Annotated in this window: 24 protein-coding genes; 15 read left to right on the plus strand and 9 right to left on the minus strand. The window is 66.7% G+C overall.

The genetic code is table 11. The features are described 5' to 3' along the window. The first annotated feature begins 21 nt into the window (after positions 1-21). Genes GD627_RS05260 through GD627_RS05270 form a run of 3 tightly spaced genes read left to right on the plus strand, consistent with a single transcriptional unit; the run spans position 22 to position 841 of the window. Positions 22-201: a hypothetical protein gene (locus GD627_RS05260; protein WP_152271578.1), complete on the plus strand. Its 180-nt coding sequence runs from the start codon at positions 22-24 to the stop codon at positions 199-201. A 26-nt stretch (positions 202-227) separates the two neighbouring features. Further along, complete coding sequence (locus GD627_RS05265) at positions 228-506, plus strand: hypothetical protein (RefSeq protein WP_194265964.1); 279 nt, start codon at positions 228-230, stop codon at positions 504-506. After that, positions 503-841, plus strand: coding sequence for a hypothetical protein (locus GD627_RS05270; protein ID WP_152271579.1), 339 nt, complete (start codon positions 503-505; stop codon positions 839-841). Before GD627_RS05265 ends, GD627_RS05270 begins: the two co-directional genes overlap by 4 nt. Before the next feature lie 199 nt (positions 842-1040). Here GD627_RS05270 and GD627_RS05275 read toward each other — a convergent pair whose 3' ends face one another. Further along, complete coding sequence (locus GD627_RS05275) at positions 1041-1553, minus strand: universal stress protein (protein WP_152271580.1); 513 nt, start codon at positions 1551-1553, stop codon at positions 1041-1043. A 662-nt stretch (positions 1554-2215) separates the two neighbouring features. On the opposite strand from GD627_RS05275, the gene GD627_RS05280 reads away from it, so the two are divergent. Continuing rightward, entirely contained in the window at positions 2216-2809 is a 594-nt protein-coding gene (locus GD627_RS05280; protein WP_152271780.1) for a fluoride efflux transporter FluC, read from the plus strand. Next, positions 2806-3183 (plus strand): fluoride efflux transporter CrcB, encoded by a 378-nt coding sequence (gene crcB / locus GD627_RS05285; RefSeq protein WP_152271581.1) that lies wholly within the window; start codon positions 2806-2808, stop codon positions 3181-3183. Before GD627_RS05280 ends, crcB begins: the two co-directional genes overlap by 4 nt. 319 nt (positions 3184-3502) lie before the next feature. Here the strand turns inward: crcB and GD627_RS05290 are convergent, their stop codons facing one another. Beyond that, positions 3503-4789 (minus strand): DUF3500 domain-containing protein, encoded by a 1287-nt coding sequence (locus GD627_RS05290; protein WP_152271582.1) that lies wholly within the window; start codon positions 4787-4789, stop codon positions 3503-3505. 283 nt (positions 4790-5072) lie between these two features. Here GD627_RS05290 and GD627_RS05295 point away from each other — a divergent pair, with 283 nt between their 5' ends. Further along, positions 5073-5654 (plus strand): GNAT family N-acetyltransferase, encoded by a 582-nt coding sequence (locus tag GD627_RS05295; RefSeq protein WP_152271583.1) that lies wholly within the window; start codon positions 5073-5075, stop codon positions 5652-5654. Between the two features lie 468 nt (positions 5655-6122). Here the strand turns inward: GD627_RS05295 and GD627_RS05300 are convergent, their stop codons facing one another. Beyond that, positions 6123-7706 carry an aminopeptidase P family protein gene (locus tag GD627_RS05300; RefSeq protein ID WP_246165317.1) on the minus strand — a complete coding sequence of 528 codons (1584 nt, stop codon included), beginning with the start codon at positions 7704-7706 and terminating at the stop codon, positions 6123-6125. Positions 7707-7818: 112 nt separating this feature from the next. Between GD627_RS05300 and GD627_RS05305 the strand changes: the two genes are divergently transcribed. Beyond that, entirely contained in the window at positions 7819-8676 is an 858-nt protein-coding gene (locus GD627_RS05305; RefSeq protein ID WP_152271584.1) for a PHP domain-containing protein, read from the plus strand. A gap of 43 nt (positions 8677-8719) precedes the next feature. Here GD627_RS05305 and GD627_RS05310 read toward each other — a convergent pair whose 3' ends face one another. Both GD627_RS05310 and GD627_RS05315 read right to left on the minus strand, forming a co-directional pair. Then, on the minus strand, positions 8720-9616 hold the full coding sequence (locus GD627_RS05310) for a DNA-methyltransferase (RefSeq protein WP_152271585.1): 897 nt from the start codon (positions 9614-9616) through the stop codon (positions 8720-8722). 19 nt (positions 9617-9635) lie between these two features. Further along, positions 9636-11336, minus strand: a complete 1701-nt coding sequence (locus tag GD627_RS05315; protein ID WP_194265965.1) for a DEAD/DEAH box helicase — start codon at positions 11334-11336, stop codon at positions 9636-9638. 341 nt (positions 11337-11677) lie between these two features. Here GD627_RS05315 and GD627_RS05320 point away from each other — a divergent pair, with 341 nt between their 5' ends. Together GD627_RS05320 and GD627_RS05325 are read left to right on the plus strand one after the other, a co-directional pair. After that, positions 11678-12397, plus strand: coding sequence for a ferritin-like fold-containing protein (locus tag GD627_RS05320; protein ID WP_152271586.1), 720 nt, complete (start codon positions 11678-11680; stop codon positions 12395-12397). An 82-nt stretch (positions 12398-12479) separates the two neighbouring features. Then, positions 12480-13343, plus strand: a complete 864-nt coding sequence (locus tag GD627_RS05325; protein WP_152271587.1) for an SGNH/GDSL hydrolase family protein — start codon at positions 12480-12482, stop codon at positions 13341-13343. 99 nt (positions 13344-13442) lie between these two features. On the opposite strand, the gene GD627_RS05330 is transcribed toward GD627_RS05325, so the two are convergent. Genes GD627_RS05330 through GD627_RS05340 form a run of 3 tightly spaced genes read right to left on the minus strand, consistent with a single transcriptional unit; the run spans position 13443 to position 14642 of the window. Further along, positions 13443-13742, minus strand: coding sequence for a hypothetical protein (locus tag GD627_RS05330; RefSeq protein WP_152271588.1), 300 nt, complete (start codon positions 13740-13742; stop codon positions 13443-13445). Between the two features lie 12 nt (positions 13743-13754). After that, on the minus strand, positions 13755-13979 hold the full coding sequence (locus GD627_RS05335; protein WP_152271589.1) for a DUF3107 domain-containing protein: 225 nt from the start codon (positions 13977-13979) through the stop codon (positions 13755-13757). A gap of 48 nt (positions 13980-14027) precedes the next feature. Further along, a complete protein-coding gene (locus tag GD627_RS05340; protein WP_246165318.1) occupies positions 14028-14642 on the minus strand; it encodes a TetR/AcrR family transcriptional regulator in 615 nt (204 codons plus the stop codon). A gap of 118 nt (positions 14643-14760) precedes the next feature. On the opposite strand from GD627_RS05340, the gene moeB reads away from it, so the two are divergent. Next, on the plus strand, positions 14761-15951 hold the full coding sequence (gene moeB, locus GD627_RS05345) for a molybdopterin-synthase adenylyltransferase MoeB (protein WP_152271590.1): 1191 nt from the start codon (positions 14761-14763) through the stop codon (positions 15949-15951). Between the two features lie 6 nt (positions 15952-15957). Here the strand turns inward: moeB and GD627_RS05350 are convergent, their stop codons facing one another. Beyond that, positions 15958-17304, minus strand: coding sequence for a glutamyl-tRNA reductase (locus GD627_RS05350; protein WP_152271591.1), 1347 nt, complete (start codon positions 17302-17304; stop codon positions 15958-15960). 144 nt (positions 17305-17448) lie between these two features. Here GD627_RS05350 and hemE point away from each other — a divergent pair, with 144 nt between their 5' ends. The 5 genes from hemE (at position 17449) to hemC (ending at position 22950) form a co-directional block, all read left to right on the plus strand. Then, positions 17449-18510 (plus strand): uroporphyrinogen decarboxylase, encoded by a 1062-nt coding sequence (gene hemE, locus GD627_RS05355; RefSeq protein WP_146361357.1) that lies wholly within the window; start codon positions 17449-17451, stop codon positions 18508-18510. A gap of 3 nt (positions 18511-18513) precedes the next feature. Continuing rightward, positions 18514-20019 (plus strand): protoporphyrinogen oxidase, encoded by a 1506-nt coding sequence (gene hemG / locus GD627_RS05360; RefSeq protein WP_152271592.1) that lies wholly within the window; start codon positions 18514-18516, stop codon positions 20017-20019. A gap of 74 nt (positions 20020-20093) precedes the next feature. Continuing rightward, positions 20094-20801 (plus strand): hydrogen peroxide-dependent heme synthase, encoded by a 708-nt coding sequence (hemQ, locus tag GD627_RS05365; RefSeq protein ID WP_152271593.1) that lies wholly within the window; start codon positions 20094-20096, stop codon positions 20799-20801. Beyond that, positions 20798-21991, plus strand: a complete 1194-nt coding sequence (locus GD627_RS05370; RefSeq protein WP_152271594.1) for a ferrochelatase — start codon at positions 20798-20800, stop codon at positions 21989-21991. Before hemQ ends, GD627_RS05370 begins: the two co-directional genes overlap by 4 nt. Continuing rightward, positions 21991-22950: a hydroxymethylbilane synthase gene (hemC, locus tag GD627_RS05375; protein ID WP_152271595.1), complete on the plus strand. Its 960-nt coding sequence runs from the start codon at positions 21991-21993 to the stop codon at positions 22948-22950. The genes GD627_RS05370 and hemC overlap by 1 nt, the downstream gene beginning before the upstream one ends. The last annotated feature ends 19 nt before the right edge of the window (positions 22951-22969 follow it).

The raw sequence follows: 22969 nt of genomic DNA on the forward strand, positions 1-22969 counted from the left end.
CAAGGTTTCACGCTGTAGGAGATGACGGAGCTGCTGCAGATCGTCGACACGCTGGCCACAGCAGGTGATCATCGCGCCGAGCGGGACGAGCTCGACGCGTTCATAGCGGAGGCCGAACGCAAGCGGGACAAGCTCGCCCTCAATCTGGCTCGTGCTGAAGAGTTCATAGCCGAGCTGGGCATGCGACGAGCAGCTGGCTGATTATTGCGCCTGCGGGCCTCGGTACGGTGGCGACCTCGCTGGCTCCGGGGGAGGAGAGCTTCACGTTTCGCCTGCTGGGCCCCTTCCCCTGGCTGGGTTTCCTGCCCGGGGAACAGCGAGAGGCGTTCGCGGCGGAAATCGTTGAGGTCGCCCGTGCCTGTGCCGCGATTTCCAGTTTCGACCGGCTCTTTATTGTTCACGCCGCATGGAAAGCTACTGCCGAAGCTGTCGCTGCCGGCCACACGCATGACGACCAGCTCGATTGGCTGGATGAACCGGCAACCGTCGAAGATCCCCGCGGATGAGCCCGAGGCAAACATCCGTACCCCGCCCGCTACGCCGCAGTGAGTACCAGATCACTTTCGGCACCAGCAACGCCCAGCAGGGTGGGACGGATGTTTTAGCCACGCAGGGCAATGCCGTCGTGGCCGCCTGGGAACGTCTTACTGTCGATCCGCTGGCAGATGACACGACCTGCCACGGGATGAAGGGAGACTTGGAATTCATCACCCGCGCCGGAAAGACGCACCGGAGGCGACAGTACGAATTGAGCAACGGTGCCCGGATCTGGTTCTACGGGGATGAACGGTCAGTGGTCCTTACCGACGTCCATACTCACCACCCGAACAGCACGAAGTAACCGCCTATAAGTTTGGGGCGCCAGGTTATGGTGCCGCTCGGATGCTGTGGTGGATGCGCGGAATGAACGCGCAAAGCTGCCGGCTGTGGAGGGTGTAGCGGTGCTGGACCGGCTTGCGGGCAGATGGTGCTCCCTTTGCATACGGGGCAACCTCTGAGCGCGACTCGGTGCGCCGAGAAGCAGGATGAGTGTCTCTGATTTACTCCTCCCTTTTCCAAGGTAGGTCGGCATCGTCTATAACCGGGTGTAGCGGGACCATCACAACCGGACGGCGTTGGTGGTGGGCGAGATGCACCGCAACTGAACCGTTAAGAAACTTTTCAACTTCACCCCGGACACTGGATTCGCGCGTGCCGACCACGATCATGATCGCATCCAGCTCACCGGCCAGCCGGGCGAGTTCCTGCCCTGGACCACCCGCCAGCGCGCGGACGGACCATTTTACGGGCCGCGGGTCCAAGATTTCCGCGATTCCTGCACGCAGCCTGGGATCAAAAACCTCGGTCTTTTCGAAGGGCAGGTCCGGGTTGATGGGTGCCGACACCACCGAGCCGTCAGGCCGTTCCTCGACCTTCTCACTGGAGTCATCTACATTGGCGCAAACCAAATCTGCCCCGAAATGCTCGGCGAACGCTGCCGCTTCCTCGATCACGGCGGCAAAAGTATTCCCGATTGCGACACCGACCAGGACCTGAGGCTTGGGACTGGACATGATGTGGACTCTCCCTGTGTCGGGCCGTCGTCGGCAGTAGCGGGTTGCTGGTGGTGGCCTGAATCGCCAGATACTGCAGGGGACTCCTGCCTTCGGCGTACTAGCGGTAATGGGATAAGGACAGTCGTCGAAAAACCAACCCTCAACCGCGCGGATTGAGGGAGCGAGCGAGCATGAGAGGATGAAAGCGATACCGGTAACTTATGGTGTCACGGCGGTGGGGCTCACCGGAACCAACCTCGGCATATACGCCGACAACAGTCCCTATCTCAGCATTTGCATGCCCAGAGATAGGAAATGACGACCGTGAAATCGAACCCCATCGGCCAGCCGGTGCCACTGCTCCTGGGCGTGGGCCCAGAGCAAGAACCTGACGCCATGGAAACCGCTGCGAATCTGGCACGCGTCTTGGGTGCACGGATCGCCAGCGCCGCCCCGTACTCGTCACTGCTCAGAATCCCCCGCAGGAGGATCCTCACTCTGGGAAGGCCCGGCGTGTGGGCAACAATGATGCTGCACCCAGCGCACCGCAATACCGCTGGACACCCTTGGACCCATGGTTTTCTCACGCCCGGATGCTAAACCAAACCCGCCCCGGCGCTATCTGCCTAATGTCTCCGACCACGAAATATTTGGTGCCACCAGCACTTTGGGCACGAGGCATGGAACATCCGGACCGAAACAAGGAGGAACCTGACTTGCACGACCATGCCGGCGCCCACCCGGACGCTGCACAAGGCCGAGGCTGGCACAGCCAGTTCCCCGAAAGACAACAGATTGACACTGCGCAGCTGCCGGTCGATATCGACGGTGCAGACGACAACGCTGCGGACGCGCCTCCACCGGCGCATGTGCAATGGCGGTATGTCGCCCTCGTTGCCGCCGGCGGGGCCGCCGGAACCGGGCTGCGTCAAGGGCTGTCCCTGCTGTTTCCCCCTCCCGGGGAGGAAGGGGTCCCCTTCATCATTGCCGGGATTAATATCTTCGGTGCTTTCGTTCTGGGTTTTCTCCTTCAATCCCTGCTAAGCCGCGGCGACGACACGGGCCGGCGCCGGGCTCTGCGCTTGTTCGGTGGTACCGGTGTCTTGGGTGGCTTCACAACCTACAGCGCGTTGGCCACCGATACCGCCCTGCTCCTGCACCACCATCCCGCAGGGGCGGTGGGTTATGCCCTTGGCACCGTGCTGTTGGGTGCCGCGGCTTCCTTCGCGGGGATCGCCGCCGGGACTGCCCGAAACCGAAAGGAAAACCAGTGACACCGCTGCTCTTCGCCGGGATCTGCGCCGCGGGCGGGCTGGGCGCAGCGCTGCGGTTCATACTCGACGGGATCATCAAAGCCCGCACCCAAATTTCTTATCCGGTCGGCACCACGTTCATCAACGTCACCGGTTCCCTGCTCCTGGGAATCGTCACCGGAATGGCGGCCACCCTGCTGCTGCCCGACCCTGCAAGGCTGATCATTGGCACAGGGCTGCTCGGCGGATACACCACCTTCAGCACCGCCAGCTTCGAAACCATCCGTCTTGCTCAGGAACACCGCGTCCTGCCTGCCCTGGCCAATGGGCTCGGCATGCTTATCCTCAGCACAATTGCCGCCGCCGCCGGTTACCTGGTGGGAACACTTCTATGACCTCCAGCTGAACCAGCCGGACATACCGTTCCTCCGATCAACGAGAGTCCCGACAGTTGATAGGCCCGTACATCACCAAATCGTCCTCCCGATGACCGATCTCGATCCGTTTGTACCACTGAGGGAAGGGTTACGAACTGCTCATCAGCGGTGGTTAGTCATTGAAAACGGACCAACAGGTACTGTTCCTGCGGTTTTGTCCAGGTGGACCGGCATTTTCCGCTGTGACTCACAGTGGGGCATGTCGCTCACCCTTCGCCGGACCGCGGAATCGCCCGACAGTCCGGAGCCTGTCGGGCGCCTCCGCTCGGTTGAGAACCTAGTTCGAGGGTGGGCCACCGTTGGGCGGGGTTCCGCCGCCGGGCGGGCCGCCGCCGGGACCGGTGCCGCCACCCATACCGGAGGCAGCCTGCTGCGTCACGCTGTTGGCATAGTCGTTCGTGGGGTCGCGGTAGATGGTGTGGACGTGTCCCCAGCCGGAGGTGGACACTCCTTCGACATCTGCGCCTGCCGAGCCCTGCTGCGCTTGGAAGGCGACGTAAACGTCCGGCCCGGAGATCGAGAACGAGATGCCGTCCCCGGTGCTCATGTCGTATGTGGTCTCCCCGGACCACGCGATGACGGTGTCATCGAGTGTGGCCTCGATCTTCGCCCGGGAGTCGGCAGTGGTCTGCTCGTCAGCCATACCGGACCAATTCACGATGAGATCGAGGAGCAACTGCTTCTGCGCGTTGGTCAGATCGGCGCCGGTGAGGCCGGCTCCGGCGTCGAAATCACAGGTATCGCCAGGTGCACACATGCTGACGTCGCCCGAGGTGATCGTCGCCTGCTGTCCCTCCGTCAAGCTGTCAAAGAAGGCGAACGCATCGGTATAGATGCCGTCGAACGGCCGCACTTCGTTGCCGCCGGCGTCGGTGTAGGCGGCAGGCTGCACACCCAGGTGGGTGGGCGCGAATGTGATCGAGTCAGTAGCGCCGTCGAGGGTCGCGTTGATACCGAGATGATGGCCGCCGAACTGCACTTCGAACGCGCTGGTGTCAGACGGGTCGCCGAAGAAGGCGATGTAGTACTGGCCGAGCGACTGTTCGGTGCTGCTGCTGCTCTGCTGCAGGTACTCGTCACCGCCCATAATGCCGGACACGGTGTTGTACGCTTCGTCGCTGAGCAGCGCCTGCAGGACCGCCAATGCTGCGGTCTTCTGCTCGTCGGTCAGGTCGGCGAGATTCAGACCGGCGCGCTGGACGAAGGTCACGGGGAAGTTTGACCAGGATGTTGTTTTCGTCGCGTCGTCGTAGTCGTACAGGACCGTCTCGCGTTGCTCATCGCTCAGCGTCCCCAGGAACGCCTCAGCCGCAGCTGACGTGGAGGAAATCGTCTCCTCGGTTGTCGTCGAGGACGTCGTTCCCGCGCCAGGTTTCGGGTCCGCCGCCGTGCTGCTGCTCGTGCCACTCACCGCAGAGGGGGACGCCGCGCCGGAGGTGGAAGCGACGTCGGCGCAGCCGGTCAGGGCGAGGCCGCCTGTCAGGAGGAGTGAGACGGCCCGCAGGGAACGCCGTCGTACCAACGATGGCGCGGACAGGGTATCGGTGGTTCTGGAAGTTCTCATAGAGCACACAGTAAAAAAACCGGCTTGCCATTCGCTTCCCAGCAGCTGAGAGCCTCCTGAAAGTGGATGTCTTGTATCCGGAGAGGGACCGGCTAACGGGCGTAGACTGCTGGCCGGATTGTCGAGGCCCTCACTGTGGCTGGTTAGCACTGACCTGGACGCACTATCCGCGGAGCATCCCCCAGGCGACCCGAGTGGCCATGACGCCGTCGGGGTTCTCCGAGCGGATACGCCCCTTATCCATGGGTCGAGTGCCCGAGTGAGTCTTGATAGGCTCCGCTTCATGCCCATACTTGCCCGCCCGACGGTCACCTTTCATAAGTCATGGCTAGACGCTAAGGGAGAGTGGGGCGGCGGGCATCAGGATGGTGCGGGTATCCGCCCTGGTGATCGATTCGAAGCCATTGAGGACTTCGAAGCCTGGGTAAGGCGCCTCGCCATGCAAAACGACCCTCTTATGCTGTTCAGTGGGGTGCAAGTGAACACGAGTAGGTTCTGGGTCATTGAGCACGACACGTACCTCGGAGCTATCGAACTCCGGCACGTACTTACGCCTTTCATGTTGGAGGCGGTCGGTCATATTGGCTATAGCGTCCGGCCATCAGCTCGCGGACGTGGCATCGCAACATGGGCCCTTCAAGCCATCCTCCCTCACGCCCGCAGTATCTGCCTGACGCGGGTACTGCTTACCTGCGATGAGCAGAACCTGCCGTCAGCACGAACAATAGAGAAAAACGGCGGTGTCCTTGAAGACATACGCAACACGGAACTTGGCGTCAAGCGAAGGTACTGGATCGAACTAGCAGGTTATGCGAGCGATCGAGCAAGTGCGGAATCGAGCCGTAGCGGCAGAAACCGCGAGTAGCCCTCCAATTCTTCCTACCTCGGAGTGCATTCAGGCGGTCGATTTGGAGCGGATGCCGAATCCTGGCCTGCATGGGCCGGAATTAGGTATTTGGCAGGGTCCCGCAGAGGGCGCTTACGAGAGAGATCAGCCGGCCGTCCGGTTAAGACAGTGGAGCCTTCGGCTGCGCCGAGGGCGGCGGCTCCTGTGTGCCTGGTTGTCCTGTCCGAGGTTGGAAGAACGAGGGGCTCCGGAGGCATTGCAATGACCGCTAGAACTCGCCTTCAGGGTGCGGGCCTTGAGCGTTCTCGGCGGTCCCGTCGTTCGTTCCCCGACGGGTACCGGTGTAGGGCTGGTGCGTGTGGTGCGGTGACCGCACTGCGGCCGAGTCAGCAGGCAAGGAACCCGGCGCACCGCCCGGCAGGAACGCAGCAGGGTCCGCATCCTCTGAGGATGCGGACCCTGCCGGCGGGATGCCTTCCCGGAAGGTTACTCGGCGGCGTAGATGCCCGCCATCCAGTCCTCGACCTCGCCTGGCTTGCGCGGCAGGGCGCTGCTGAGGTTCACGGGACCGTCGGCGGTGATGAGGACGTCGTCCTCGATCCGCACGCCGATGCCGCGGTATTCCTCGGGCACCGAAAGGTCGGTGTCCTTGAAGTAGAGACCGGGTTCGATGGTGAAGACCATGCCCTCGGTGATGGTTCCGTCCAGATACAGTTCGGCACGGGCCTGGGCGCAGTCATGCACGTCCATGCCCAGGTGGTGGCTGACGCCGTGCGGCATCCACCGGCGGTGCTGCTGGCCTTCGGGGGAGAGGGCTTCCTCCAGGGGTACAGGCAGCAGGCCCCAGGCATCCAGGCGTTCGGCGAGGACCTTGACTGCGGCGGCGTGCACGTCGCGGAACTTCGCCCCCGGCTTGGCGGCTTCGAATCCGGCGTCAGCGGCGTCGAGGACCGCCTGGTACACCTTGCGCTGGACCTCGGTGTAGGTGCCGTTGACCGGCAGGGTGCGGGTAACGTCCGCGGTGTAAAGGCTCTCGGCCTCCACGCCGCCGTCGAGCAGCAGCAGGTCCCCGGCGTTGACGGCGCCGTTGTTGCGGATCCAGTGCAGGACCGTGGCGTTGTTGCCGGAGGCGGCAATGGTGTCATAGCCCAGGTCATTGCCCTCTTCGCGGGCGCGGGCAAAGAAGGCGCCTTCGACCACGCGTTCGCCGCGCGGGTGGGAGATGGCCCGCGGCAACGCCTTGACCACTTCGGTGAAGCCGTTGACCGTGGCGGCCACGGCGGCCTTCATCTGCTCGATTTCCCACTCGTCCTTGATCAGACGGAGTTCGGAGAGGGCTTCGGTGAGTTCGCCGTCGAGGGCGTCCAGGGCGCTCAGATCGGCGTTCTCCGGGTCAAGTGCGGTGTTGTAGCGGACGGTGTCCACCAGGGCATCGACCATTTCATCGACGCTGCGCAGCAGGCGGACGGAGATGCCGCCGAACTGGGGATCGCCGACGTTGTTGGTGATGGCGGTTTCCGCCTCGTCAAGGTGCCGGGTGGGCAGGCCGATCAGGCTGCTGACGGCTTCCAGGCCCAGACGGTCTCCGATCCAGAACGAGCCGTAGCGGGCGTTGGAGTAGAACTCGTCACTGTCGGTGCCGGCCAGCGGACGGAAGTACAGGACGGCGGTGTGGTTGCCGCCGTCGTCGCCGGTGCCGGGTTCCACAGGCTCCATCACCAGCACGGCGTCCGGCTCACGGTCCAGGCCGAGGCCCGTCATGTGCGCAAAGCCGGAGTGGGCGCGGAAGCGGTAGTCGGTGTCATTGGAGCGGACCTTCAGCGGACCGGCCGGGATGACCAGCCGTTCACCGGGGAAACGCTCGGAGAGGGCGCGGCGGCGGCGTACCGCGAACGGCGCCACTGCGTCGGGTGCAGGCAGCTCGCCGGATTCCGCGGCCCAGCCGGAAGACATGAACTTTTTGAAGGCTTCCGAGGAGGGGCGCTGGGACCGGTTGTTCACCCGGTCTTCAAGCGGCTGGCCTTCGGAGGGCTCGGGCAGGGGTGTCGTCGAATTCGCTTGAGTACTCACCCTTCCATGGTCTCACTGCCTCCGGGGCGGGCAAAACACTTCGGCAGAGCCGGTGACACCCCCGCCGGCGGACCGGCGCGGTGCACGGGCCGCGGGGGCGTAGATTAAGAGCGTGAAAATCGATCTGCACACCCACTCCTGCGTGTCCGACGGGACCGAGCAGCCGGCAGACGTGATCGCTGTCGCCGCCGCGGCCGGGCTGGATGCCGTAGCCCTCACTGACCACGACACGACGGCGGGCTGGGACGACGCCGCTGCGGCCGCCGAGGCGCTCGGGATCACGTTCGTGCCGGGCATGGAGGTGTCCTGCCGCAGCCGCGAAGGGATCAGCGTCCATGTGCTGTCCTATCTGCATGATCCGGCCCACCCGGGCCTGCTGGAGGAAATTGCCCGGTCCCGGGCAGCCCGCGTCTCCCGGGCGGAGCTGATGGTGCAGCGGCTTGCGGAGGATTTCCCCATTGACTGGGAATCGGTGCAGGAACAGGTGGCCCCGGGAGCGACCATCGGCCGGCCGCACATTGCCGACGCCCTGGTGGCAGCCGGCGTCGTGCCGAACCGGTCGGCAGCGTTCAGCGGCATCCTGACGGCACGGTCGCCGTATTTCGTGGCGCATTACGCACCGGATCCGGTGCGTGCCGTTGAACTCATCCGGCAGGCCGGCGGCATACCGGTCTTCGCGCACCCGGTGGCGTCTTCCCGGGGCCGGGTGGTGGGGGAGGACACCTTCTCCGAAATGATCGACGCCGGCCTGCTCGGCGTGGAAGTGGACCACCGGGATAACCCCGAGCAGGGCAGGGCATGGCTGCGCCGGCTGGCCAAGGACAATGACCTGCTGGTCACCGGATCCAGCGACTACCACGGCACCGGGAAACCGAACCGGCTGGGCGAGTTCACCACGGAGCCGGCGGTGCTGGAGCGCCTCGCGGGGCTGGGAACCGGTGCCGCCGTCGTCGGCCCCCTGCCGGGCTAGGCAGCAGACCCTGGCCCCTCGCCCGCCTGGCGCCCAGCCGGTTCTAGATACCGGCGGCAGGCAGGGGTAACCCGGTTTCGGCGGAAACCACGGTGGCCGCGGAACCCAGCCGCCGCGCCATCACATCGATGGCCTGCGGATTGGCGTCCACGCAGACGAATTTGCGGCCCAGCTTGGCCGCAACGGCGCCCAGCGTGCCGGACCCGGCAAAGAAGTCCAGCACCCAGTCGCCCTCGCGGCTGCTCGCCGCGACGGCGCGGCGCAGCAGTCCCTCGGGTTTCTGCGTGGGATAGCCGGTTTTCTCCCGGCCGGTGGGGGACACAATGGTGTGCCACCAGACGTCTGTGGGCAGCTTGCCCAGCGCCACCTTTTCCGGTGTCACCAGGCCCGGTGCCATGTAGGGCTCACGGTCCACCTCGGCGTTGTCGAAGTGGTAGGTGTCCGGGTTTTTGACATAAACCAGGATGTTGTCGTGCTTGGCCGGCCAGCGGTTCTTTGCCCGTCCGCCGTAGTCATAGGCCCAGATGATTTCGTTCAGGAAGCAGTCCCTCCCGAACAGGGCATCCAGCATCACCTTCGCGTAGTGCACCTCGCGGTAATCCAGGTGCACGTACAGGGTGCCGTCGTCAGCCAGCAGCCGCCAGGCCTGCGCCAAACGAGGTTCCAGGAACGCCCAGTAGTCCTCGAAAGCGTCGTCATAACTGGAAAGCAGTCCCTTGACCGTGCTGTAGCTGCGGCCCTTGAAGCCGATCCGGTCACCGCCGCCGTCCACGTTGCGGACCATGGTGGTCTGCTGCCGGCGCTGGGCCCGCCCCGTGTTGAAGGGCGGGTCCACGTAAATCATGGTGAAGGAGCCGTCCGGCAGGGTCGGGAGGTATTGCGCGTTATCCGCGTGTACCACCAGTGACCCGCCGTCCGGCGTCCACAAAGGGGTGCTCATGGCCGGGCCTGCGCCGCAGCTATTCGGCGGCCGGGCCGGTCTTGGGGACAACCTCGCCGTTGCGGCGGCGGGTCCGGCTGCGGCGCGGGCGGTCGGCGCCGTCCGCGGCAGGTGCAGCGGCCCGGGTTTCGGCCGGGCGGGTTTCCGGCGCCCGGTCGGCGGTCCGGGATTCGCCGGAGCGGGACTCGCCCCGCCGGGACCCTTCACGCTGTCCGCCGCTGCGGGCACGGTCGGAGCTGCGGCCCGAACCGGCGCGGCCGGCGCCGGCACGTTCCGGACGCCCGGAACCGGAGCGGCTGCCCTCGCGGGAGGAGCTGCGTCCACCGGACTTGCCGGTCTCGCCCAGATCCTCGATCTTTTCGGCATCAATGCCGGCGTGGGTGCGCTTGTTGCGCGGCAGCCGGCCCTTGGTGCCCTCGGGGATGTCCAGATCCGTGTACAGGTGCGGGGAGGAGGAGTAGGTTTCCACCGGCTCCGCCTGGTCCAGGCCCAGCGCCTTGTTGATCAGGCCCCAGCGGGGGACGTCGTCCCAGTCCACGAACGTGACGGCGGTGCCCTTGTTGCCGGCGCGGCCGGTGCGGCCCACGCGGTGCAGGTAGGTCTTCTCGTCCTCGGGGCACTGGTAGTTGATGACGTGCGTGACGTCGTCGACGTCGATGCCGCGGGCGGCGACGTCGGTGGCCACCAGCACGTCCACCTTTTCGTTGCGGAAGGCACGCATGGCCTGCTCGCGGGCGCCCTGGCCCAGGTCACCGTGCATGGCGGCGACGGCGAAGCCGCGGTCCACGAGTTCTTCGGAGAGCTTGGCTGCGGTGCGCTTGGTCTTGGTGAAGATGATGGTCCGGCCGCGGCCGCGGGCCTGCAGGATGCGGGCCACCACCTCGGCCTTGTCCAGGTTGTGCGCCCGGTAGACCACCTGGCGGATGTCCTTCTTGGTCAGGCCTTCATCGTCCGGGTCCGCGGCACGGATGTGGGTCGGCTTGGTCATGTAGCGGCGGGCCATGGCGACGACGGCGCCGGGCATGGTGGCCGAGAACAGCAGGGTCTGGCGCACGGCGGGCGTGGCAGCCATCAGGGTTTCCACGTCCGGCAGGAAGCCCAGGTCCAGCATCTCGTCCGCCTCGTCGAGGACGACAATGCGGACGTTCTTCAGGGACAGGTGCTTCTTGTTGTACAGATCGATCAGGCGCCCGGGGGTGCCGACCACGATTTCGACGCCGGCCGCCAGGGCCTCCGTCTGCGGCTCGTAGGCACGGCCGCCGTAAATGGTGACGATGCGGACCCCGCGGCGCCGGGCGGCGGTGGTGAGGTCACCGGCTACCTGGACTGCCAGCTCACGGGTGGGCACCACAATCAGGGCCTGCGGGGCGCCGGGAACGGCGAGCTCTGCGTACCCCTCATCATCGGGGCCCACCACGCGCTGCAGGGCGGGAATGCCGAAGCCGAGCGTTTTGCCGGTGCCGGTCTTCGCCTGGCCGATGATGTCGTGGCCGCCGAGGGCAACCGGCAGCGTCATGGACTGGATGGGGAAGGGGTGGGTGATCCCGGCGTCGGACAGGGACTCCACAATGTCGGAACGGACACCGAAATCGGCGAACGTCAGTTCGCGGATTTCCTCCGCCCCGGCGCTGACGGCCAGGGTGTCGGCGACCTTCAGTTCTTCGGTGCTGTCATCGGCAGTGAGGTGACGGTCGTCAACCTCGGAAAGTTCAGTGTTCAATTAAATACCGTTCAGTTTAGGCAGCGCGGGGTGCCAGGCTCGACGAGGGGGCTGTAAGAGCCCATCCCGGAGCGGATGGCACGCACGCGGTGCGTCCAGCGGAAGCCGATCGCGGGCTAACAACTGCTGGCCGCCTGTGCTCCATTGGCCACGGCGGCGGCCGAAAATTCAAGATCGCGTAGGGTTTGCGGGTCTGGTCAGTACAGCAGAAATGACAATTTCAAGGACAGACGACCGGGCATCCAATAACTACTTTCCCAGTCTACCTGCCAGCCGCTGATCGCCGCGCATCCGGGGTACGGGCGCGGCCCGCGTCGGCGCCGGCGGGTACGCTGGCGGGTATGACTAACGGGCACCATTCGGATCATCCGGCTGCTTCCGGGGCAGCCGCGCAGCACTCCGGTGATACTTACCAGCGCTTCCTGACGGACTTTTTCGGAGTGATCGCCTATGGCGAGCTGTCCGCGTTTGAACGGATGTCTTCGGATGCACGGTTTTCGCCGACGCTGCATGACCGCGCAACCCTGGGACGCCTGGCGGTGCAGGAATACGCGCACTTTGAACTGATCACGGCCCGGCTCAGTGCCATGGGCGTGGATCCGGAGGAGGCCATGCGCCCCTTCCAGGCTTCCGTGGATGCGTTCCATGACCGCACCCGGCCGGCGGACTGGTACGAATCGCTGATGAAGTCCTTTGTCACTGACGCCATCTCCGATGATTTCTACCAGGCGGTGGCGTCGCGGCTGGATGCGGAAACGAACAGCCTGTTCCAGGGACTCAAGGCCGCGGAGCAATCGGGTGAAATCCTGCTCGGCAGGCTGCGCGAAGCCCTCGCGGATGATCCGCGGCTGGCGTCCCGGCTGGCCCTGTGGGGCCGACGGCTGGTGGGAGAGGCGCTCACCCAGGCCCAGCGGGTCCTGATGGAGCGGGCCTTCCTGGGCGGGCTGCTTGATGACCAGGGCCCGGACGCCGGCTCGGTTGACGCAAAGGTCAAGTCGCTGACGGCGCAGCTGACAAGAAACCATTCGAAACGCATGAGTCTTCTCGGCCTGACGGCCTAGTCCCGGGTTACGCTTCCCCCGGACGGCAGCGGGTACTGCGGCCGGACACGGATCGCGGGGGAGTGTAGTGCGGGGGAACATATTGCGGGGCAGAACGGGCGGGACGCGTGCAGCGCGTGCCCTGGCATGGGCAGCCCTGGCGTGCCTGGTGCTGGCCGTAACACCGGTGGTTCCGGCGGAGGCGCCGGAGCGGGTTGCCGTGGCCGTTCCGCCTGCCGCCGGCGCCCGTGCCGGAGCCCTGCCGCCGCCGCCCGCGCTGCGGACTGTCCGGCCGGCGGACGCCGTCACCGGTGCGCTCATCCCGTCCGCCGGGTCCCTGGTGTACATGCCGCAGACCGGCAGGATGATGTCCGTGGTTCCGGATGTGGAAAACTCCGTCCTGGTGATCGGGGATTCGCAGGCCGGACCGCAGACGTGGGTGGGGCAGGGCGTGGAACAGGCCGGATACCATGCCGTGATCCGCGGTGCCGGCGGCACCGGATACGTCCGGGGAAACGGTGCGGTCTCCGGATACGCCCGGGCACTGGAATCACAACAGTGGCTGCTCCCGTGGGGGACGCCGCGGCTGATCCTGCTGCAGGGCGGCGGCAACGACACTGCCTACCCGGCAGCAGAGATCCGTGCCGGGGCGCTTCGGCTTATCGGGGACCTGCGGCAAAGCTACCCGTCCGCCCGGATGGTCATGGTTGGGGTGATCGGTGACGGCACCGGGCCCCGCAGCGACGTGGACCGGGTGCTTGCCGCGGTGGCCCGAGAACAGGGCATCAGCTTCCTGACGCCGGGGGACTGGTGGGCCAGGTACGGGCTGAACGGAGAGCTGCGTCCCGACGGGCGGCACCTGAGCCCTGAAGGACACCGGGTGGCCGCAGAAGTGTTCGGGCGTGAACTCGCTGCGCTGGTGCCGCCGGCTGTTCCGCAGATGCCCCCGCGGCACGCCGAGCCGTAACCGAACCGGACCGGTCCGCCGAACGAAGCAGGGGCGGTGCCGAAGCACCGCCCCTGCAGCGTTGGAACCGGAGTCCCGGCCAAGGTCAGAGATCAGAGATCAGAGACGCAGGATGCGCTCGGTCTCGGCTGTGTCGGCCCTGGCGCGGCTGCGCCCGATGAACACCGCAGCCACGATCGGCGCCAGGAGGGACACGGCCACCGGAACAGCCCAGCCGATCCAGTCCGCTTCGAAGGAAGCGGCACCCGCGGCCCGCAGCGCCAGCCAGGTGATCAGCGCAGCGGACACGGCGATGCCGGGCAGCAACAGCGCCCCGTAGAGGGCGCGGCGGCTGTCAGCCGCCCACACCGCGAAACCGGCGGCAACGGCGGTCAGCGTTACCAGGATCAGGCTGAGCATGTCCGCGGCTGGCTAGAGTGCCCCGAAACCGACCCGGCGGACTTCCTCGGCACCGATTTCGACGTAGCCGATGGAAGCACCGGGAACAACGATCAGCCGGCCCTTGATGTCCTTCAGGCGCAGCAGGGCGCCGTTGGCGAGGGACTGCTCGACGGCGTCGGCAACCTCATCGGCGCTCTGGCCTGATTCGAAGACAATCTCGCGGGCTACATTCTGAATGCCGATTTTTACTTCCACCGTGCTGCCTCCTGATTAACGATTTACGAACTAATCCGAAAATCTACTCTAGATCTCTTTGGGGAACCGGCTGATTCCGCGCCAAGCTAAACGGTAGACCAGCTCGCTGGCCGCATCGATGTCCAGGTTGCCGTCCGTTTCCAGCCAGTACCGGGCACTGACCTGCGCCATGCCGGCCAGGGCCCGGCCCAGCAAGGTGGCTTCCAGGGGGGAAAGCCTGGTGTCTTCGGCAATGACCCCGGCGATGCTGTTGGCGAACCGGGCATTGAATTCCTCAATGCGGGCACTGACCTCGGCATCATTGGTGAGGTCGGATTCAAACACCATCCGGTGGCCCTGGCTGTCCTGCGCCACGAAGCGGAAATAGGCCCGCATGGTCTCCCGGACCCGGAGCTTGTTGTCCGTGGTGGAGTTCAACGCATTCGCCAGGAACTCGGTAAGGGTGTTCAAATGGTTATCCAGCAGGGCCATGTACAGCTCCCGCTTGCCCGGGAAGTGCTGGTACAGCACGGGTTTGCTTACGTGCGCCGCTTCGGCGATTTCGTCCATGGCCGCACCGTGGAAGCCGTGGCTGACAAACACTTCCTGCGCGGCGTGCAGCAGTTGCCGGCGGCGTTCCTCCCGCGGGAGCCGAACCGGTTTGCCGGCTGCCTGGTTACTCACTGGTGGACCTCTCAACAGTTCCGGAGCACAACGCTGCGCGGACAATGACCCTTAGTTTACCTGCGGGTATTCGAAGCGACAGGGCCCGCCGCCATACCCGTGGCTTAGATTGGACTTCATGACCTTAGCAAGTGCATCCGTTCCCGCCGGCGAACTGCCCCCTCTGGTGGCGCCGGGCGGGGACCTGACCCGTGACGAAACCGAACGCTACTCCCGGCACCTCATCATCCCCGGCTTCGGCACGATGGCGCAGCGCCGGCTGAAGAACGCCCGGGTCCTGGTGGTGGGGGCCGGAGGACTGGGATCACCGGCCCTGCTGTACCTGGCTGCCGCGGGAGTGGGCACCCTGGGCATTGTCGACGACGACGTGGTGGATGTCTCCAACCTGCAGCGCCAGATCATCCACGGCGTTTCCGACGTCGGCACCCCGAAGGCGGAGTCCGCAGCCCGGTCCGTCGCGGAGTTGAACCCGCTGGTCCGCGTCAACCTCCACCGGGAACGGCTGGACAACGCCAACGTCCTGGACATCTTCTCCGGCTATGACCTGATTGTGGACGGAACCGACAATTTCGCCACCCGCTACCTGGTCAACGACGCCGCCGAAATCCTGGGCAAGCCGTACGTGTGGGGCTCGATTCTCCGTTATGACGGCCAGGTGAGCGTTTTCTGGGGCGAGCACGGTCCCACCTACCGGGATCTGTTTCCCCAGGCGCCCCCGGCGGGCTCCGTCCCCTCCTGCGCGGAAGGGGGAGTGCTCGGGGTGCTGTGCGCCCAGATCGGCTCGGTCATGGTCAACGAGGCCATCAAACTCATCACCGGTACAGGGCGGACGCTGCTGGGCCGGGTCCTGGTGTTCAATGCCCTGGAGATGAGCTGGCGCGAGCTGAAGGTCCGCCGGGATCCGCAGGCCGAACGGGTGACGGAGCTGAGCGACTACCAGGCTTTCTGCGGCATTGCGCCCGCGGAGCCGGTGCCTGCCGGAGCGGAAATCGAGGTCACGGAACTGCGGGACCTGCTGGCGGAACGCTCGGCGGGAGCACGGGACTTCGAGCTGCTGGATGTCCGTGAGCCGGGCGAACATGAGATTGTCCGCATCGACGGGGCACGCCTTGCGCCCCGGGCCGCGGTGCTGGCGGGGGAGTTCCGGCCGGACCGGGGCCGGCCCGTCTATGTGCATTGCAAGTCCGGTGCCCGGTCCGCGGAGGTGGCCGCCTACCTGCGCCGCGAGGGATATCCGCAGGTCTACAACGTCACCGGAGGCATCCTGGAGTGGGTGCGCCGGGTGGAGCCGGAGAAGCCGGTCTACTGAGCTTTACTACGCGGACTTCGGTTCGGCGCTGCCGGCTTCTCCGGCAGTGCCGTTGTCCTCCGCTGAACCGGCCGCCGTGGAACCGGAAGCGGTATCGCCCCGCTCCAGGGTGATGCCGTACAGGGCTTCCAGGCCGCGGATGTAATCTTCCTGCTGGCCGCTGGCGGCCAGTTCCCGGGCACGGACGGTGGGGACGTGGAGCAGCTGCTTGACCATGCGGCGCATGGCGAACTCCACTTCCTGGGCGGCGCCGGTGCAGCCGTGCTGGGCACGGACCTTCTCCAGCTCCGAATCCAGGACATCCAGGGTGTGCCGGCGCAGGGCCACGATAGCGGAATCCATCTCCCGGCTGAGCTGCTGCTTCGAGAAGTTCTTGGCGGCGTCGGCGACGATGGTGCTCGCCTGCTTCAGGGATTCGACCTGCTCCGCCGGGGCGGCCAGCCGGACGGATTCCAGGGTGATCAGCTCGACGCCGTCGATCTCGCGGACGGCCGGATCAAAGTCATGGGTCAGGGCGAGGTCAATGATGATCAGCGGCTTGCCGGCTGCTGCGCGGACGCGGCGGACATCCTCGGCGCCCACCTGGCTGTCGCTGCCGCTGCAGCCGATCACGACGTCGGCGCGGGTCAGGGCGGCGGGCAGGGACTGGCGGGTCAGGGGCGTTCCGCCGCGCGAGGCGGTGAAGGACTCGGCACGGTTCGAGGAGGAATAGACACTGATGTCCGTGCAGCCGCGCTCCTTGAGCAGGGCCATGGTGGCCCCGGCGTAGGCGCCGGTACCGAAAACCACCACCGACTTTTTAGACCAGTCGCGGTCTTCGGACAGGTCCGTGGCCAGGCCCAGGGCAACCGACACAATGGAAAGCCCCCGTTTACCGAGGGCTGTCAGGGCGCCAACGTCCTTGGCGGTGCGGGAAGCGGTCTGGAATAAGCGGGTGAGGCCGCCGCTGGCGGTTCCGTTTTCCTGCGCTTCAATAAGGGCCCGGCGGACCTGGCCGGCGATCTCGCGTTCGCCGACGACGGCGGAATCCAGCCCCGCGCCGACGGCAAACAGGTGCTGGGGAACGGATTCTCCGGTATTGGTGGCAAAGGAGCGCGATACCAGGTCTTCGCTCATGCCCGACTGCCGGCTGATCTGGGCAACCACGGCGGAACGCGCCGCTTCAATGTCGGCATCCGAGGCGGTTTCGCAATACACCTCCAACCGGTTGCAGGTTGCGAGGACAACGGAGCCGGAGACGGCGGTTCCGGAATCGACCAGCGAAGATGAGACCTTGGATGCGCCGGCGCTGAGCCGGGCGACAGTCTCCAGGTCTACGTCAGTGTGCGTAGCAATGAGGGAAAGTAGAACCACAGTAGGTCAATAGTAGTCACGCCCGGGAGGATAGCTTCAATCGGCCCGGCCGGAAACGGACCTTTAAGGGTGTGAGAAGGGCCACCCTGGCCGCCGGGAGGAGTCCGGTTATCGCTTGCCCGGGATTTTGGAGAGAATCAAGGTATGACTCTTAGCGCCACTCATCCCCTGCAGGATGGCCGCACGGCCGGTTCCCCCCTCATCACCGCCTACCGGGGCGGCCGGCCCGCCCGCCGCCCGGTCTGGTTCATGCGTCAGGCCGGCCGCTCCCTGCCTGAATACCTGCAGGCGCGGAAGGGGATCGGCATGCTGGAGTCCTGCCTGCGGCCCGAACTCGCCGCGGAGATCACCCTCCAGCCGGTGCGCCGCCATGACGTGGATGCGGGCATCTTCTTCTCCGACATCGTGATCCCGCTGAAACTCGCGGGCGTGGACGTGGACATTGTTCCCGGCGTCGGCCCCGTCCTCGGATCCCCGGTGCGGACCGCCGCCGACGTCGCCGCCCTGCCCCGTCTGACCGAGGAGGCGCTGGAACCCATCCGCGAGGCCGTCCGGCTGACCGTCGCCGAACTCGGAGCCAAACCGCTGATCGGATTCGCCGGGGCGCCGTTCACCCTGGCCGCCTACATGGTGGAGGGCAAACCGTCCCGCGACCACCTGGGCCCGCGCACCATGATGCACGCCGATCCGCAGGCCTGGCAGGCGCTGACCGCCTGGGCAGCCGACGCCTCGGGCATGTTCCTGCGCGCACAGCTGGAAGCCGGGGCCAGCGCCGGGCAGCTCTTCGATTCCTGGGCCGGGTCCCTGGGCCTGGCCGACTACGTCCGGCACGTGGCCCCCGCATCCTCCCGGGCACTGGACCACGTGCGCGGCCTCGGCGCACCCCTGGTGCACTTCGGCACCGGCACCTCCGAACTGCTCGTGGCCATGCGCGACGTCGGCGTGGACGTGGTGGGCGTGGACTACCGCCTGCCGCTGGATGAAGCCAACCGGCGCCTTGGCGGGACAACGCCGCTGCAGGGCAACATCGACCCTGCCCTCCTGAATGCACCCTGGGAAATCCTGGAAGCGCATGTCCGCGAGGTCCTCGCTGCGGGGGCAGACGCTCCCGGGCACGTGGTCAACCTGGGCCACGGTGTACCGCCGGACACCGACGCCGAAGTGCTGACCCGGGTGGTTGAACTGATTCATTCCGTGGAGCCCTAACCCATGCCTCACCGTTTCCTCGCCCGGCCGGAGAAAGCAGCCGGCACCTCCGGAGCACAACTTCCGCCTGAAACGCCCGCAGGACCCTCGGCCGTCGTCGTCGGCGGCGGCATCTCCGGCCTCATCGCTGCCCGGGACCTGCAGCGGGCGGGCCTGAGCGTCACCGTGCTGGAGGCCTCGGACCGGTTCGGCGGCTGCGTCGGGCGGCACAGCGTGGCCGGCATCGAGCTGGACAGCGGTGCGGAGTCCTTCGCCACCCGTTCGCCCGCCGTTCCGGAACTGATTGCCGAACTGGGGCTGGCCGACGCGGTGGTGGCCCCCAACCCCGCCGGATCATGGCTGCAGCTGGCAGCGGAGGACCTGCCCTCGGGTGCGCAGCGGATGCCAAGCAGCGGACTGCTCGGCATCCCCGCGGACCCCCGCCACCCCGACATTGTCCGTGCCCTCGGACGCACCGGAGCGGCCCGGGCCGCCATGGACAGGATCCTGCCGGTCGGCTCCCTGAACCGGCGCGGATCCATGAGCCTGGGCGAGCTGGTGCGGACACGGATGGGTGACGCCGTGCTTCGCCGGCTCGTCACCCCCGTTGTCGGCGGCGTCTATTCCTCCGACCCCGACATGCTCGACGTCGATTCCGTGGCCCCGGGACTGCGTGCAGCGCTGTCCCGGCACGGCTCCCTGGCCGCGGCGGTCGGCGCCATGCGTGCCGCAGCCCCGGCCGGATCGGCCGTGGCCGGGCTCCGCGGCGGCATGGGCCGGCTTACGGATGCGCTCGTCTCCGATCTGGAAGCCACCGGTGCCCGCCTGCGCACCGGCACCCGCGCCGAATCCCTGGCCCGGAACTCCGGGGGGTGGCTCGTCCGCTGCAGCGACGGGCAGGAACTGGCCGCCGATGCCGTGGTGGTTGCCGCCGAAGGGCCTGCCGCCGTCGACCTGATGGCTACCGCGCTGCCGGAAATATCGGCCTACCGGCCGCAGCCGGGACCGGGCGTCGCGTTGGTCACCCTGGTGGTGGACCTGCCGGAACTGGACGCCATGCCGCGCGGCACCGGGGTGCTCGTGGCCCGCGAAGCGGAAGGCGTCGATGCCAAGGCCCTGACCCACGCCACCGCCAAATGGCCGTGGCTCGCCGATTCCACCGGGCCCGGAACCCATGTGCTGCGCCTGTCCTACGGGCGGGCGCTCTCCCCGGAGGATGCCGCTGAGGAACCCCGGCACGTAGAGCGCGAGGACGAGGATCTCTTCCGGCAGGCCGTTGCCGACGCGTCCGGGCTGCTGCAGGTGCGGATCCAGGCCGACGACGTCGTGGGCTGGGACGTTGTCCGGTGGGTGGGCGCGCTGCCCTCCGCCGTCGTCGGGCACAAGGACCGGGTGGATGCCGTCCGGGCCGCGGTGGCCGAATCGCCGGGGCTGGAAACGGTGGGCGCCTGGCTGGCCGGCACCGGACTGGCGGCGGTCACTGCGGACACCCGGACCAGGATGGCAGCGCTCGCCAACGCGCTGCTGTGATCTTCAGCACTTTCTACGGCTTGTAGAAGTGCGGTGTTTCGACTTACCTATATGCAAAGGGCAGACTGTTATACATGAGTGAGACGATGGACCGCAGCGCCGCAGCAGCGGCCGGCAACGAAGAGCAGTTCTTTACCCTCTGGACCGTTTTCAAGCGGTCCTCCACCCCCAAGGCCCCCGTCTCCGACGGCGCTGTTGATGCCTTCGAGGCCCTCACCAAGGACCTGGCCGCCACCAACGTGACTCTGCGCGGGCTTTACGATGTCTCCGCGATGCGCGTGGATGCCGACGTGATGGTCTGGCTGCACGGAAGCGCGCCCGAAGCGCTGCAGGCAGCCCTGCGCCAGGTGCGCCGGACCGAGCTCTTCGCCGGCACCGAGATCGCCTGGTCCGCCATGGGCGTGCACCGCGATGCGGAGTTCTCCAAGAACCACTGGCCGTCCTTTGCCCGGGGGATCGACCCGGAAACCTGGATCTGCGTCTACCCGTTTGTCCGCTCCTACGAGTGGTACCAGCTGCCGGCCGAGGAACGCGGCAAGATGCTGCGCGACCACGGCATGCTCGGCCGCGAATTCCCCCAGGTCCTGGCCAACACCGTGGCCTCCTTCGCCCTCGGCGACTGGGAATGGATCCTGGGCCTGGAAGCCCCCAACCTTGTCGATCTCGTCGACATGATGCGCCACCTGCGCGCCACCGAGGCCCGCAACCACGTCCGTGAAGAAGTCCCGTTCTATACCGGCCGGCGTATCCCGGCCGCCGAAGTTGCCGAGGTGCTCAAATGACATCAGCTGTTTCCAACGAGCCTGCGTTCGACCCGTTTGAGGGCGTGGACGAGAACGGCCGCATGGCCCCGAAGCATTACGATGCCATCCTGCTGGCGTCCTTCGGCGGCCCCGAAGGCCAGGAGGACGTCATCCCGTTCCTCCGCAATGTCACGGCCGGCCGCGGTATCCCCGACGAGCGGCTGGAAGAGGTGGCCACGCATTACCGCGCCAACGGCGGCATCAGCCCCATCAATGAGCAGAACCGGGCGCTGAAGGCTGCCCTGGAGGCAGAGCTCGCGCGCCGCGGCGTCGACCTGCCCGTGCTCTGGGGCAACCGGAACTGGGCGCCGTACATCAAGGACGTCCTGCAGGAGGCCTATGACACCGGCTACCGCCGCATCCTCATGGTCACCACCAGCGTCTACTCCTCCTACTCCAGCTGCCGGCAGTACCGCGAGGACCTGGGCATGAACCTGCTGAAGACCGGGCTGGATAAGAAGCTGCAGGTGGACAAGGTCCGCCAGTACTTCGACCACCCGGGCTTCGTGGAACCCTTCGTCGAAGGAGTCCGCGAATCGATCGCCAAGGTCCGCGCGCAGCTTGACGGCAAGGGCATGACGGACGGGAAGATCGAGATTCTCTTCTCCACCCACTCCATCCCCACCGCCGATGCTGAAGCCTCCGGTCCGCGCGACCGGGAGTTTGAAGAAGGCAGCGCCTACGTTGCCCAGCACCTGGCCAACGCCCGTGCCATCATGGACCGGATCCCCGAAGCCGCCGGCATGGACTGGCAGCTGGTCTACCAGTCCCGCTCCGGCGCCCCGCACATCCCCTGGCTGGAACCGGACATCAACGACGCCATTGCCGAACTCCCGGCCAAGGGTGTCAACGGCGTGGTGATTGTTCCGCTGGGCTTTGTCAGCGACCACATGGAAGTGCTCTGGGACCTCGACACCGAGGCCATGGACACCTGCAAGGAGCTGGGCCTGGCCGCGGACCGCACGCCGACCCCGGGCGTCCACGAGACCTTCGTCTCCGGCCTGGTGGACCTGCTGCAGGAACGCACCCTGGAGAACAACATTGCCATCCGGCCTGCCCTGACCGAGCTCGGTCCCTGGTACGACGTCTGCCGTCCCGGCTGCTGCGCCAACCTGCGCGGCGAGAAGCCGACCATTGCCGGCGCCGACTCCACCGTTGGTGTCGAATAGTGGCGCATTCGCCCGTCCTGATCGGCACCCGCGGCAGCGCCCTGGCCGTCACCCAGACCACCACCGTGGCCGAAGCGCTGGCAGCGCTGGGCGGTTTCGAGATCGACCTGGTGCGCGTGCGCACCGAAGGTGACGTCAACCGTGCGGCACTGTCGCAGATCGGCGGCACCGGGGTCTTCGTGGCCGCACTGCGGGAATCGCTGCTGCGCGGAGACTGCGACGTTGCCGTGCACTCGCTCAAGGACCTGCCCACCGCTCCGGCGGACGGACTGGTCCTCGGGGCAATACCGGAACGCGTGGACGTCCGCGACGTCCTGTGTGCGCGTGACGGACTGACCCTGGCACAGCTCCCGGCCGGAGCGAAGATCGGCACCGGCTCGCCGCGCCGTGCAGCCCAGCTGCGGGCCGCCCGCCCCGACCTGGAGATTGTGGATATCCGCGGAAACGTGGACACCCGCCTCGGCCGCGTCGCCGGCCTGGTGGAGGGCGCCCCCGGTGACCTCGATGCCGTGGTGCTGGCCGCCGCCGGGCTGGCGCGCCTTGGCCGGCTGAATATGGTGTCCGAGTACATCGATCCTGCCGTGATGCTGCCCGCCCCCGGCCAGGGGGCACTGGCAGTGGAATGCCGCGCCGCCGACGCCGGCGACGACGGACAGCTCGCCAAGGCACTTGCCGCCTATGACCATCCGGACAGCCGCCTCACCGTGGCTGCCGAGCGGGCCATGCTGGGCCGCCTCGAGGCAGGCTGCACCGCTCCCGTCGGTGCGCTGGCCCGCGTCGGCAGCGACGGCATCACCTTGGAGGCAGTGGTCTGCAGCGACGACGGCACCCGCCTGATGCGCCGCACCGCCGTCACGGCCGAACGCACCGAAGACGCTGCCCGGGCCCTCGGCCGGCAGGTTGCCGAGGAGCTGCTCGCGGCAGGTGCCGGGCAGCTCACCGACCTCCCGGCCAGCTGATGCCCGGCTTCGGGAGCTG

The organism is Arthrobacter yangruifuii (assembly GCF_009192775.1).
GTDB classification, from domain to species: domain Bacteria; phylum Actinomycetota; class Actinomycetes; order Actinomycetales; family Micrococcaceae; genus Arthrobacter_B; species Arthrobacter_B yangruifuii.

Excerpts from the sequence above, each read along its gene's own strand:
- GD627_RS05260 (WP_152271578.1), top strand. The coding sequence starts at position 22 with ATGACGGAGCTGCTGCAGATCGTCGACACGCTGGCCACAGCAGGTGAT.
- GD627_RS05275 (WP_152271580.1), bottom strand. The coding sequence starts at position 1,553 with ATGTCCAGTCCCAAGCCTCAGGTCCTGGTCGGTGTCGCAATCGGGAAT.
- hemQ (WP_152271593.1), top strand. The coding sequence starts at position 20,094 with ATGAGTGAGACGATGGACCGCAGCGCCGCAGCAGCGGCCGGCAACGAA.
- GD627_RS05370 (WP_152271594.1), top strand. The coding sequence starts at position 20,798 with ATGACATCAGCTGTTTCCAACGAGCCTGCGTTCGACCCGTTTGAGGGC.
- GD627_RS05295 (WP_152271583.1), top strand. The coding sequence starts at position 5,073 with ATGCCCATACTTGCCCGCCCGACGGTCACCTTTCATAAGTCATGGCTA.
- moeB (WP_152271590.1), top strand. The coding sequence starts at position 14,761 with ATGACCTTAGCAAGTGCATCCGTTCCCGCCGGCGAACTGCCCCCTCTG.
- GD627_RS05290 (WP_152271582.1), bottom strand. The coding sequence starts at position 4,789 with ATGAGAACTTCCAGAACCACCGATACCCTGTCCGCGCCATCGTTGGTA.
- GD627_RS05280 (WP_152271780.1), top strand. The coding sequence starts at position 2,216 with ATGGAACATCCGGACCGAAACAAGGAGGAACCTGACTTGCACGACCAT.
- GD627_RS05320 (WP_152271586.1), top strand. The coding sequence starts at position 11,678 with ATGACTAACGGGCACCATTCGGATCATCCGGCTGCTTCCGGGGCAGCC.
- GD627_RS05310 (WP_152271585.1), bottom strand. The coding sequence starts at position 9,616 with ATGAGCACCCCTTTGTGGACGCCGGACGGCGGGTCACTGGTGGTACAC.
- hemE (WP_146361357.1), top strand. The coding sequence starts at position 17,449 with ATGACTCTTAGCGCCACTCATCCCCTGCAGGATGGCCGCACGGCCGGT.
- GD627_RS05270 (WP_152271579.1), top strand. The coding sequence starts at position 503 with ATGAGCCCGAGGCAAACATCCGTACCCCGCCCGCTACGCCGCAGTGAG.
- hemG (WP_152271592.1), top strand. The coding sequence starts at position 18,514 with ATGCCTCACCGTTTCCTCGCCCGGCCGGAGAAAGCAGCCGGCACCTCC.
- GD627_RS05330 (WP_152271588.1), bottom strand. The coding sequence starts at position 13,742 with ATGCTCAGCCTGATCCTGGTAACGCTGACCGCCGTTGCCGCCGGTTTC.